We start from the raw sequence: 12,948 nt of genomic DNA, 5'->3' as shown, positions 1-12,948 counted from the left end.
AATTGCCTCACCAGCCATAGCGCTTAAGACCCTGCTCAAGACATTTGACCATTAATTCCCCAACAAGAGTGGAATCCTGGGTTGAGCGACCCGTCAGAAAGGGATAGTCAAGAATGGTTGAAAGAGTGTGGCCCACACCACCATGAAACTTACCTGTTGGACCAACAGCGTCTCTTAGAATATATTCGAGAGGATAGAAGGGTGGACCAAAATTGGCCGAGGTATTCATCGGTTGGTTATCATACCCGTACATTTGGGCAAAGCCAGTTCCATCCTTGTAGTCATACTCACGAGCATGGCCAGTGACATGCTTGCCGTTAATAATGCTTGTGCGATCGGTCCAGTCACGGGCGAAGGCGAGACAAGTTACGCAATAGCACTCAGCAGCTATAAGCTTATCCCTATCAAGATATCCAAGAATAAGATTGTGAAGCCTCTCATTGTTGACCATGTCAACCATGGGGCCGCTGCCGCCTGGCAACAATAACGCATCATATTCATCTACATACAGCTTCCAGAACTCCTCCCGAATAGCATAGAAGCGCTCTAACTCATGACCAAAGTTCTCACTATTGAAATAGGGCATTTGTGGCAGGACATCCTCTAGACTTATGGGGTTGCTTAGTAATTCCGAGCCATCGATTTCTTGTGTGCGCCTAGCAAAATGAGAAGTGGTGACACACTTACCAAGTGGTGGGTCCATATAGCTCTCATCCATGCTTGGCGGTAAGGCAGGTGGCTTACGACCCTTGGGTGTCATGAAGTCGAAGCTGTAACCAGCTGCCTTGAGGACGTCATAGGGACCGACGAGCTCCTCGCCCCAGTAACCCCATTCAGAGAGTACAACAAGAATCTTTTTGGCCATGGAGTCTAGAGGGACGTGAGGGACAGAAGTGTTAAGCAACAACATGGAAACCATGTTGTTAGATTCAACAGATGGCTCTTACATCCAGCGCTTTGGGTCGACTAGGGAAGCAAGATCTGCTGGCTTTAAGTAGAAATAGTGAGTGCAAGCACAATAATTAGGTTTAGAGCGAATTCTAGAGATCAGAGTCAGAGCTAGATGCCTAAGACATGGCGAGTCGATTTGCAAGACGATTTGCAAGAGATTTGCAAGAGATGAGGATCCAAATAGGGCCTCTGGCTTCTTCTTAAACAGAGCCTGGTGGCAGTAGCGCATACTCATACATTTCTTTACGATTGAACCTTACTCTGGGCTGCTGGGGCAGCCCACGGGGGCCAGTGCAGGCTGAACACTGTACGCACCTGTGTTGAGATCCACACAGAAACGGTGCATTCCTGTTTGCTTAGGACGATAGCGAATCGGAGGGGGATTGCCATGGGTAGTCAACTGGCCATAGCGCCTTAGATCACATAGCCGACTATCAAAAGGGCTGGGATTGATGGGGCTCTCATATGACATCCCGTATCCATCTAGCTCATAGTCAGCAAAAACAATATGCCAATTGCTGCGATTAGCAACAAACTTGAACTCATAGGAACAAGAGGACTCTAAATATACAAGCTTCTCGAAGCGACAGCCTCCAAGACAGGCCATGATGTTGTTGGCTGAATCAGTAGACCAACTCTCAAGAGGTGGCGCAAAGCTACCCACCAAAGAAAGTGTCTCAATGCCCAAAATGGGCTCCAGAATGCCAGGCTTCTGGTGTTCAGGAGCAACAGGTTCAATTGTGAATTGATCACAACTACAATCGTAGCGAAAGCGATAATGCCCTGCTTTGCGCACATGAAATCCAATATTCACTTCGTTGGGTTTACCGTGCCAAGCTATTCCTCGCAGGCCATATCCATCATACTCCAGCCAACACCCAAGGCCCATTGTGTCAAGAAATAGCTCGTGAGCAATGGCAAAGTTAATTGAGTATGCTCCTGGGCCAATCGATAAGCAAGTTTCGAATGCCATTCCGCTGGCATCAGGCTGCATCGTCGCTTGAGGGTGACTGGGGTCAAAACCATGCTCAGAAAAAATAGTTCCGAGCAACTGAATACTCAATGAAGAGTGGTTTAAAAATGGTACGTTGTAGCCATCGGAGTCTCGGATCCACAGCCGATAACCTTGGGGTTCTTTCTTAAGGCTAAATATATATAAACAGTTCTTTTCTACTTTGATCGTAGGAGCTGAGTGACGAGCAGTCCCATGGCTGCTACCAAATCCACTACCTTCTATGAGGTGTAGATCATGCGCGGTTGTGGGTCGATTCAAGGCAGAAAGTCCTTGATCTTCGTCCCCATTACAGGAAATGAGAAACTGATAAACTCCATCTCGACGAAAATCTATTCCACCATCACGGCGCAACGGAACAGCCAACTCCCAAAAGTTCTCAGCTACTCGCCTGAAAGATCGGCAAGGAGCACGCTCATCGAACTTTAAGAACATATCAACGTCATCCCATACAAAGCCATTCAATTGGAAGCTGACAGCTTGCGCAATAGGGGAAAGGGACGCAGGTGTATCGCTTGTAAAGCTGGCTTCACCCGCTTCTGGGTCCACACGAACGCAGACACTACAGGATTGCAGAACATGCAGGGTGAGGTTGCCTCCAGTATCACCTAGGGAACTCTCGCGTAGCGATGCTATTAGGAGCTCGGGTGAAACGTTCCACTCGATCAGCTTAAGAGTGCGCCTCGGATTATAGTTGATGATAAACCTTAGATTATAGATCCCATCTTGATGGCGTCCTCCCTTAGAGTGCAGATTAAACCACCGCATCCAGACCCGAGAATTCCCCTCGCGCTGCATCACATTTTCGATATGGAAAGGATTCCAGCGGTTGCGATGATTGTGAAGCGTGCCAAGAACCGATACGGTATGAATGCCAGTAGTAAATAACTGGTTGGAGTTAAGCAGCGGGAAGTTCAACACGCTTGGAAAGACTAATAATAAGGAAGTATAGTTCAGAGTAACCACTATTGCCATCAGAATGCCAGATCTGCTCTAGGTTCCGCAACATGTCGCGGCATATGCTGCCTTGTCAGCTTGAGGTCAGGTCCAAGCTCATTGCCGACTCTGTGTCCGAGGGTTGCCCATAGTGAGAAGCCCGTCTAGCCTACGTATGGACGTGTACACCAAGTAGGAGATCTCGTCATGACTGATCATTTCGATATTGTAATCATTGGTGGTGGCGGAGCTGGATGTATCTTGGCTCGTCGTCTTGCCGAGCAATGCTCAGGAGCTGCGGTGGCATTGCTAGAAGCTGGCATGGAGGGACGCCGTTCACCATTCCAAGAAGCAAGCCTGGCCAGCGTCATCCAAACCTGGGCGCCTGAGTCGAACTGGCCACTACAAAGTGTGCCACAGCCAGGGCTGGAAGGGCGCACCATTCCCCTGATGCAAGGCAAGGTTCTAGGTGGGGGGACATCAGTTAACGCAATGATGTATGTGCATGGTGATATTGCAGTTGTTGAGGAATGGCATCAACTATCAGGACTTCATCCAGCTTGGGCACCATCCCGCTATCAAGCTCAATATCACGATCTAGAAGCCTGTGTTGGTGATGGATTCGCTCCTTCTACACGAGGAATGTCTGGTCCCATCACAATCCGTCAAACGCCGAATCCAAGTGCCTCAGCCCTTGCCTTTATCGACGGTGCGTGTCAGGCAGGTTTTCGACGAGATGATTTCAACGGTCAGCAGCAACTGGACGCTGTAGGTTTAATGCAGCTAAACCTTGCAGCAAATGGTATGCGGTGTAGCATGGCTCATGCTTTTCTTCAAGAGCCACTTCCGAAAAATCTGACACTTCTGCTAGGAGCAGAAGTGCGTAGTCTAGTGCTTGAAGGGAACCGTGTTGGCAGAGTATGCATTGCCGATGGCAGGGAAGTAAATGCCGATACCGTAATCATTGCGGCCGGTGCATTTCAAACACCTGCATTGCTAATGACATCTGGAATTGGTGATCCAAACAGGCTTGAGGCGGCATCAATTCCTTGTGTCATTCCTAATAGTCGCATTGGTGTCGGTCTTAGTGATCACATGCGCGCCATGGTTGCCTTCAAGTCCAACGTAAATCCGGGGAACACAGAGTTTCTCTGTGAAGCAGCACTATTTACCAGCTCAGGCCTTGTCGATCGCCCCGAAGCTGATCTCCAGATTAACTTCTCGGCTGGAATCGATGGGTTTATTCCCCCAGAGTTCTTACCATCCCCACCACCAGAGCACACTGTCATATTCGTGCCTATACTTGCAAGACCATTGAGTAAAGGATCTGTTTACCCTCTGGGGCCAACGGTAGAACATGGCTTCGGCATTGACCCCGCATATCTGAGCAACCCCATCGATCTTGAAGTTTATGTTCGCGGAGTTGAACTGGTTCGAGAACTGGCCAAGACAGCTGCACTAAAACCCTATTGCAGCCAAGAATTGTGTCCCGGCTCACTTGAATCTGCAACATTTCTCAAACGATACGCCCAAACTGTTTGGCACCCTGTCGGATCCTGTGCAATGGGGGCAGATCCAAATGGTAGTGCCTGCACTCCTGGTTTCAGGGTTCGGGGAACGGACAACCTGTTCGTTGCTGATGCATCGATACTGCCGACACTACCGAGCGGAAATCCCCAGGCAGCAATTTTCGCAATGGCTGCAATCGCCTCTCAAAGCATTGCCTCCCAGATCAGTTGATGGTGAAGAACCTAGAAGGTTCTAACAACCGTCCTGGATCTGAGTCGCTAAGCGCTCAAATACCAAGGCCGCCCCCAGATCTGCTCTGGTCAAGGATGATACTTATAGGCCTTAGAGTTACGATGATTGACAATCATTGATTCGGTCTCGCCATAGAGCAATGCACGTGAGTAGAAGCTCGGAAGGGCCGGGCTACCGTACTCAAGCATGGGATATGGATAAGGCCCATACTCAGGCAGCGGGGGGGCAATGGCAGGCCTAGTCTTTAGTTCAATAAAATCCATGTCCTGCTTGCTAAGTTCAAATTCTGAAGCCCTAAGTGCTTCCTGCAATTGATCGTAAGTCCTCACAGAAAAAATGGGAATCGTAACCAATTCCTCCTGCTGCATCAGCCAGCGTAATGCGATAGCCGTTGGCGGTTCGCCAATTTGGTCAAAGCGAGGTAAAAGCTGCTCAATGATCGAGAGATTTCGCTGTGTACAGGGGTACCAGAACTGGCTTTGATCTTCGACATGAGGAACAAGGCGGTGCGGCATCCCTTGCGGTAACGGCTTACGATTGTATTTCCCAGAGACAATTCCGCCGCCCAAGGGAGACCAACTGACGATTCCAAGATCCAAAGCCTTGCACATCGGGACATATTCAGGCTCCTGAGATCGCTCAACCAGACTCCATTCATTCTGCAATGCAATGAACGGGGAAAGGGCATGAAAGTCCGCATAGGCATTCAGACGTGCAACTTCCCAAGCCGGAACGCTAGAGAGGCCTGCATATAAGATCTTCCCTGACTGGATTAGATCATTAATGCTCTGAACGAGCTCATCAACTGGAGTTGTATAATCCCAAATATGAAGCCAGAGCAAGTCGATATAGTCTGTTTGCAGTCTCCGCAGGCTACCCTCCACTGAACGCCTCAAATTCTTGCGGTGGTTTCCGCGATTGTTGGGGTCAGCTTGATTCGTGGCTTTACCCAGCCCATTAAAGTCTGAGGCACCATCACCAAGACTAAACTTTGTCCCAATGACAAAGCGATCACGATCCGACCGGACAAACTCGCCCAGCCATTGTTCTGACTGGGACTCTTGGTAGCGATTTGATGTATCCAGAAAGTTGCCACCTGCCGCAGCAAATCCCTCCAGAATCTTGAATGATTCGGTTCGATCCGAACCTAATGGGCCCCAATTGGTACCGATTGTGCCGCAGCCAAGACCCAGTTCAGAGACCCTTAAACCGGAACGACCGAGAAGATGGTATTTCATTGGTTTGAATGTTCAGACCTGCAGCCAACAGGCCTAGACTAGTCACTTGGAAGGTTCGCTGCAACTTGGGTTATTGAGCTCTCAGCGGGAGGATTGCTCTGAGCGGGAGTTCCAAATCTAGCGGCGATCAGCCTGCAGCAGCCGGGAGCACCAGTTGATTCGCACATGGACCGTGCACAGGCATTCTGACCACGGTTGCGCAGCCAATAGTAGTAGTCTAGAGTTGCGAACATTAGTCAGAGTGGAATGCATCATTCTCAAGTTGTCGTCACTCTTGAGGATGACTGGAGATCCAAGCAGCTATGTAAGGTCCTGCTCCAGGCCAACGAAGCTTGCCCCAGGTGGTCAAAGCACTCGTAGTTCTTGCAAGACCTGGATAGGAAGGCGTCGTACACTGGTCCGAGCTCTAACCGATCTGTGAACCAGCCCTTTGAGCCTGTAGTGGGTGACACCATTCCAACTAGTGTGCTGGATCCCAACGATCCCTATCGCAGAGAGCACCAGATCTTTCCTCGACTGACAGAGAATCAAATCCAACGATGTCGTGAGTTTGGGATTACAGCTGACTTCCATGGCGGAACACTACTTTTTGAACGAGGGGATTCGTGTGTAGACTTCTATATTGTTGAAGCAGGGGCTATCGAGATTTTCGAGACGTCATCCCAAGGTGAACGTGTGATCACCGTTCATCGCGAGTCAAATTTCACAGGCGAGCTTGACCTCTTCAACAAGCGCCAGATTCTTGTCTCTGGGCGTGTGAGCAGTGAAGGTGCTACGTTAATTCGCATTGCTCCAGCAGACTTTCGGAGGCTGATCACCGCCGAGCCGGATATCGGAGAGGTAATTATCCGCGCATTCATCCTTAGAAGAACTGCATTTATTTCTCATGAACAAGGTGGCGTCGCACTTGTAGACAAGGAGCGCAGCGCGGATGCGATTCGGATTGAGAGGTTCCTGAGGCGCAATGGCTATCCAGTGAGGTTGCTGGACCCGAGTTGCCAGGGCTTTGCTGAAGTTATTGAGCGACATCAGCTGGTTATCGAGAAGTTGCCAGCAGTAATTATTAACCTGAATGAAGAAGTTCTGTATTCCCCTGCCAATCATGTTCTGGCAAAGGCTCTCGGCCTTGTAGAGGACTTTGACTGTTCCACTCCTTATGATGTAGCCATCGTCGGAGGAGGGCCTGCCGGGCTCTCTGCAGCTGTCTATGCCGCATCCGAGGGACTCAGAACCATCCTCATTGAAGGGGAAGCTCCCGGTGGTCAAGCCAGCACCAGCTCCAAAATCGAAAACTATTTGGGCTTTCCGACGGGCATTTCCGGTCAGGCGCTAGCTGGGCGCGCCCAAGTTCAGGCGATGAAATTTGGTGCCACAATTGCGCTGCCAATTGAGGCAGAATCTCTGACACCTGGGCCTGAGCTTCATACAGTCACTTTGAAGCGTGGCGAAGGCTCCTACCAATCCTTGAAAGCGCGTACAGTGGTTGTCGCAACAGGAGCGACATACCGTACTCTCTCTGTTGACAACAGTCGAGAGTTCGACAACAGTGGAGTATATTACGCTGCCACTGCGTTAGAAGGTGATATCTGCACTAATCAAGAAGTGATTGTCGTCGGGGGAGGTAATTCTGCTGGCCAGGCTGCTGTTTTCCTCTCATCCAAAGCAAAGCATGTCCACTTGCTCATCCGGCGTCCGAGCTTGGTGGAGACAATGTCGAACTACCTCATTGATCGCATTAATTCATCGGACAGGATCACAGTACATCCCTATACAGAGATTACTGCTTTGTCTGGTGGCCGCCATCTTGAGCAAGTGACGTGGGAGAACATTCAGACAGGTGCAAGTGAAACACTGCCAGTTCGGCATGTATTCCTGATGATCGGAGCAAAGCCCAACACCGACTGGCTTTCTGGCGTACTGGCTACTGATGAGAAGGGTTTTATTCTTACAGGAGCAGATGCCGAGGCTTCGGGATCCTGGCGAACCGGCGCCAGGACAGGCAACGACCGTGCCCCCATGCTCCTCGAATCCAGTGTTCCTGGAGTGTTTGCGATCGGTGATGTTCAATCAGGTTCTACGAAACGAGTAGCCACGGCTGTTGGCCAAGGAGCATTATCTGTAAGCCATGTTCATGCCGTGTTGGCTGAACTGGTCCATGTCTCTTAGGGCTTGCTATTGAGGATAGTCTGCAGCGGTCTGACGTCTTCAGCGGAGCTCCAACCCTCGACCTGGGTCACCGATTTCGCTGCACGATCTCCTTGGCAAGTCACTTACCCTTTCCGGAACTTGATCATCCGCACCCTGTTTTTATTGAGCTATCTACATCAATCGCACAGCCAGCTTATCCCATGGGGCAGCAATGTTCAGCCGAGATGGGTGCTCTGCCGTAGAGACGACTATCTTGATTCACTCTTGAGTCTCTATCCGATCGCAACATCCCTTCTACCTGTCAATTGAGCAGGGACCCACGGCCAAGCTCGACCTGTAGCCAGCCCCCACGGTTCTTCCAAACTCGCCATTAAACGAAAAATGCCAGACATGTCTGCGGTAAAATCACGGGCACCGGCAATCTGGCGACAGCGAAGAGATCGGCTGGTGTTGATTCTGAAAGGTCTCTCACCCTATTTGGGTGCCGTGGCCGTTGTGGCCGGCTTGCACTTTTCGGGCATCTCACAGACTCTCAATCTACTGCTCTATGACCTGATCACAACTGTTCGGCCTGCGACCTCGGGGCTTGCTCAGCCTATCACCATCATCAGGATCGAAGAATCAGATATTCGTCGGTTGGGCTGGCCTGTCGACGATGCCCTGCTCTGTCGTGGTCTGGACCGTCTGACAGGTGCGGGCCCCCTGGCCGTTGGCCTCGACCTGTATCGCGATCAGGGAGTCGGCGTTGATCAGGCCTGCTTGCGTAACCGTTTTCGCAGCGATCCGCGCCTGGTGTCGATTTTCAACGTATCCAGCGCCATTGAGGCAATTCCGGGAACTCCTTACAATCGACAGGCTTACAATGACCTGTCACTGGATCGCGATGGCGTTCTGCGTCGTGATCTTGTTCATGTAACTGGCCAGGACGACGCCACGGTGGCTCTGCCGCTGCGACTTGTGGAGGTGGCTCGAGGTGACACCGAGCTCCGCCGACTGTTGAATCGAGGCGCCCTGTCCGGTCCATGGTTGAGCGCCGACTCTGGTGGATATCACAATGAAACAGATGCGGGCCTGGGCATACAGCGTATGCTCATCTTCCGCCAACCAGGCAGTTTTCGCTCTTATTCACTTTCGCAGCTGCTGGATGGAGAGGTTCCCGAAGCCGACATTCGCGGGAAGATCGTGTTGATCGGCAGCACTGCTCCTTCCTTGAAGGACCTCTTCCTCGTGCCCATGAGCCGCTTCCAGGCCGGTGAGGAGAAGATGACCTTGCCCGGCGTAGAGATCCATGCCCTGCGGCTGGCAACACTGCTTGAACAGCAGGACGGTCGTGACATTCCGGGATGGTTGATGCCCGGCTGGGGGAACCACCTGCTGGTTCTGGCGGGAGCAGGTTTCGGGATCGCACTTGGAGAGGGCTTCCGCAGCCTGCGCAGAAGTGTTCTGGTGACAGCGGCCACCACACTCTTCCTCAGCGGTGGACTTGTCGTCCTGCTGATGCAGCATGTCTGGGTGAGCACCACCACGCCGCTGGTGACAATGGTGGCGCTCGCAGGTGCCGGATGGTTGCGACGGGGATCGGCGAGTCAGCAGCATGAGCAGCAAATCCAACGTCTGCTGGGCCAGGCCACCTCTCCAGCGGTTGCCCGTCAGCTCTGGGAACAGCGGGATCAACTGCTGCGAGAGGGCCGCTTTGAAGGACGCCAGTTGCCAGTGACAATTCTCTTCTCCGACGCAGCCAATTTCACCACGGTGTCTGAAGCGCTGACGCCGGCAGCTCTGATGGCCTGGTTGAACAGGGGTCTTGCCTGTTGTGTACCCGCGGTGACCAAGCGCTCCGGAATGATCAATAAGTTCACCGGCGATGGCATGCTCGCCGTCTTTGGTGTGCCGCTGAGCTCTGATCCGTCAGCCGATGCACAGTCAGCCATCGAAGCTGCGCTGGAGATACGAGCCGGCCTCAAACTGCTCAACCGCGAGTTGGCTGCAGAAGGGCTGCCAGAGATCAGGCTTCGGATAGGTATCCATTCAGGCGAAGTCTTGGCTGGATCCATGGGCAGCAGTGAGCGGCTGGAGTACGCTGTCATCGGCGACACCGTGAACTGCGCCTCTCGTTTGGAGAGCTTCGACAAGGAGCGTCACACCGGTGTCGTGCGGATCCTGGTGTCATCAGCCACCAGGGCCCTGCTCAACTCCGAGCTGGACGAGGAACTGGCATGGTTGCCATGGGGGCCCCTTCACCTCAAAGGACGGGCAGAGCCTCTTGAGGTGTCAGAACTTCAGGAAGGGCAGCGCACCGGCAGCTGATCGGGCCAGTCAGGGGTCAGCAGGTCGGCCAAGCCGAACGTGGCGGCGAGATCTGATTTGCCAACGCTCCCTCCACAACGGCTCTGGAGCTGCTGGAGGCCTGCTCGGATTGACGAATATGAGGGATCGTCAGTGCCTACAACGAGGAGGCTGAGGGCCGGAGGCGACACAGGCTCGATGAACTGAAGCGGATCGGAACTCGGGGAAGGGGCAGCGTCGCTTCCACAGCGGTAGCTGGATTCCCAGACGGTTGGAGCATCCATGGCAGGAGCACGCAGCAGCACAACCGAGACTGGGTGAGCAGGCAGGAGGCGTTGGCTCGACCCTGCCTCAGTCCCTTGAGGGCGGAAGCTCAGCTGGAGGGGTCGGGGGTTCGCGGTTGGGCCCTCCAGCAATCCGAGCAAGAGGGACTCACCAGGAGCAAAGACACTGGACTCGGGCACCAGATGCACGATCAGACGCGCACTGCACTCGCCTCTGGTGCCCCCCCCCACGCGCCGACCTGGGAATGTGGAGCGGAGGTCGACCTGGGCGCGTGCGCTCGGGGCATCCGCAACGACGAAGGCAGGCACGCCAACCAGCAGCGGCAACAGCCCCGCAAGCAGGGGCTTCATGAGGCGGGAGCTCAACGACGAGACAGTAGTCGGCATGGAGAGGCAGGTCTGTACATGAAGAGTAGAAGTAACTGCTGTGGCAGACGAAGTGGCCAGACGCAATCGTCACCAGGGACTGCCAAGCAGCGTGATACCAGCCCAGAAGAATGGATGACTGAGGCCTGTACGGATCCGTTGCTGCTGAGCCAGTGTGAGATTCGTCAGCAGGGGAACTTGGCCACTCCCCATCACCCTGTTCCCTTCCAGGCGGATGCTGCCCTGGATGAGGTCACGACGCGTGGCCTGGATGGCCTCGGCCTTGGGGTAGCCCTGATCCATGTAGCGGTAAAACTGCACGAAAAAAGCCGAGGTCGCCACGTCATCGACATACCAAAGGCTGCCCACAGCGCTGCGGGAGCCAGCCTGGAGAGCCAGCCCGGCAAAACCAAGCTCGCTGTCCTTATCTCCCACGGCAGTACGACAGGCACTGAGGATGAACAGATCGAGGGGCTGGCCTTCACGGCGAGCGCGCATCTGGACAAAGTCGGACAGGGGGATGGATCCTGTGCCGGTGTACACACGGGCTTCCTGGGGACCTCCAGGCAGGAACTCGGCATGGGTGGCCACATGCACCCGGTCATAGCGCGGGTCTGACGCCTTTTCCAGCAACACGCCGGGGGTGAAGGCCCGATTCAGGAACACATCGGCGGGACGCTCTCTGGCAAGGCCATCGATTTCCTGGGGCACGAGCGGGAGGGGTGTGAGGCCGGGGAAGACCTCAGCTCCTGCTGCCAGCAGCCTGCCGCTGCTGGGCTGGGGTGGGGTCAGAGCGGTGTAGCGGAGGGCTGGTGAGATTGAGAAGGCATAGCGCTGGCCAAAGTAGGTGTTGCCGTCATGCAATGCAGCGAAGGGCAGCGCCTGCAGGCCCCGATCTGCAGCGATCAGCAGGGTGGTGATGCCCTGCTCACGCAGCACCGGCTCAATCGGGGCGATCATGGCGTCGTGCAGGCGACGCACCGGAGCGGCAGGATCCTGCGGCGAAAGCGGCGCCTGTGCAGCCAGTTGCTGATACAGATCTCGCAAGGTCGCAGCAAACTGATCCCGGGAGATCTGCACCCGCCGGGTGACGGCCTGGGGCTCCGTGCTCACCAAGGTGAGATCCAGAAACACTCTGGGGGCCGCTTCAGAGCCGGAGCTGGTGTCCTCATTGAAGGCGATGCTGAGGACGGCTGGCCGGTAGGCACTGCGGTCGAATGCTCCACCCAAGGCTTGGGCCCTGAGGCCAGCAGGTGAAAGTGTGAGGGCAGCAGAAGCCACGACGACCACCATGCGGGCCAGTGATCGGGTCTGTCGGCGCGGGTTCGCTCTTCGCAGGAGCATCGGGAAAGGGGGAAAGGCGGTCATGGCTGTCGCCCTCCCGCCGAAGGCGTGGAGCGGACTGCGTCCTGTGCCATTTGGAGGCGAACCCGCAGGTCCTCAATCGAAAGCTCATCCGGCGCCTCTTCGGGCCTCTCAACCTCAGGAAGGCCGTTCTGCAGCGCCAGGCTCCGGGCCTGTTCTGCGGCTCTCAGCTGAGCAAGGGCAGGGTCTCCGAGCAGATCCTCGACCACGATCACCAACGGGAGCTGGTCTCGCTGGGGGGTATCCGCGGGCAACTGGGGGAGACGGAAGGCAAGATCGGACAGGTCAAGCTTCTCGATCAGCTGAATTCTTTTCCTGTCTTCGTCCTCCTCATCGCGGCTCCGGGATTCCGAAGCAGACAACGCCGTGGTGGTTTCCCAGGGAGGAATGATCGGCTGGTTCAACTGATTGAACTCTTCGGGAAATTTCAGCTCCGGCCTGGGATCGGGATTCGGTGATGGATCGGGGTCTGGATCTGGCTGGGGAGCGGGACCAGGACCAGGACCAGGACCAGGACCAGGACCAGGACCAGGACCAGGACCAGGACCAGGACCAGGACCAGGACCAGGACCAGGACCAGGACCAGGACCAGGACCAGGAC

The 12,948-nt window shown here is 54.3% G+C and carries 8 protein-coding genes; 3 read left to right on the top strand and 5 right to left on the bottom strand.

Going from position 1 to position 12,948, the window contains the following annotated elements; all coding sequences use genetic code 11:
• Positions 1–7: 7 nt before the first annotated feature.
• Positions 8–865, bottom strand: a complete 858-nt coding sequence (locus tag KBY90_RS04020; RefSeq protein WP_254967188.1) for a type 1 glutamine amidotransferase domain-containing protein — start codon at positions 863–865, stop codon at positions 8–10.
• A 342-nt stretch (positions 866–1,207) separates the two neighbouring features.
• On the bottom strand, positions 1,208–2,929 hold the full coding sequence (locus KBY90_RS04015) for a hypothetical protein (RefSeq protein WP_254967187.1): 1,722 nt from the start codon (positions 2,927–2,929) through the stop codon (positions 1,208–1,210).
• Positions 2,930–3,106: 177 nt separating this feature from the next.
• Here KBY90_RS04015 and KBY90_RS04010 point away from each other — a divergent pair, with 177 nt between their 5' ends.
• Complete coding sequence (locus KBY90_RS04010; RefSeq protein ID WP_254967186.1) at positions 3,107–4,639, top strand: GMC family oxidoreductase; 1,533 nt, start codon at positions 3,107–3,109, stop codon at positions 4,637–4,639.
• Between the two features lie 89 nt (positions 4,640–4,728).
• Here the strand turns inward: KBY90_RS04010 and KBY90_RS04005 are convergent, their stop codons facing one another.
• Complete coding sequence (locus KBY90_RS04005) at positions 4,729–5,898, bottom strand: aldo/keto reductase (protein WP_254967185.1); 1,170 nt, start codon at positions 5,896–5,898, stop codon at positions 4,729–4,731.
• 417 nt (positions 5,899–6,315) lie between these two features.
• Here KBY90_RS04005 and KBY90_RS04000 point away from each other — a divergent pair, with 417 nt between their 5' ends.
• Together KBY90_RS04000 and KBY90_RS03995 are read left to right on the top strand one after the other, a co-directional pair.
• Complete coding sequence (locus KBY90_RS04000) at positions 6,316–8,064, top strand: FAD-dependent oxidoreductase (RefSeq protein WP_254967184.1); 1,749 nt, start codon at positions 6,316–6,318, stop codon at positions 8,062–8,064.
• 429 nt (positions 8,065–8,493) lie between these two features.
• Positions 8,494–10,353, top strand: coding sequence for a CHASE2 domain-containing protein (locus KBY90_RS03995; protein ID WP_254967183.1), 1,860 nt, complete (start codon positions 8,494–8,496; stop codon positions 10,351–10,353).
• A 719-nt stretch (positions 10,354–11,072) separates the two neighbouring features.
• On the opposite strand, the gene KBY90_RS03990 is transcribed toward KBY90_RS03995, so the two are convergent.
• Together KBY90_RS03990 and KBY90_RS03985 are read right to left on the bottom strand one after the other, a co-directional pair.
• The gene (locus tag KBY90_RS03990) at positions 11,073–12,350 is read right to left on the bottom strand and encodes a CHAT domain-containing protein (protein WP_254967182.1); all 1,278 of its coding nucleotides are present in this window, start codon (positions 12,348–12,350) and stop codon (positions 11,073–11,075) included.
• A complete protein-coding gene (locus KBY90_RS03985) occupies positions 12,347–12,751 on the bottom strand; it encodes a hypothetical protein (RefSeq protein ID WP_254967181.1) in 405 nt (134 codons plus the stop codon). Before KBY90_RS03985 ends, KBY90_RS03990 begins: the two co-directional genes overlap by 4 nt.
• Between the last annotated feature and the right edge of the window lie 197 nt (positions 12,752–12,948).

Source organism: Cyanobium sp. CH-040, from assembly GCF_024346135.1.
Classification (GTDB): Bacteria; Cyanobacteriota; Cyanobacteriia; order PCC-6307; family Cyanobiaceae; genus NIES-981.
The sequence above is the reverse complement of the archived record's forward strand: the minus strand, read 5'-3'. Positions and strand labels throughout refer to the sequence as shown.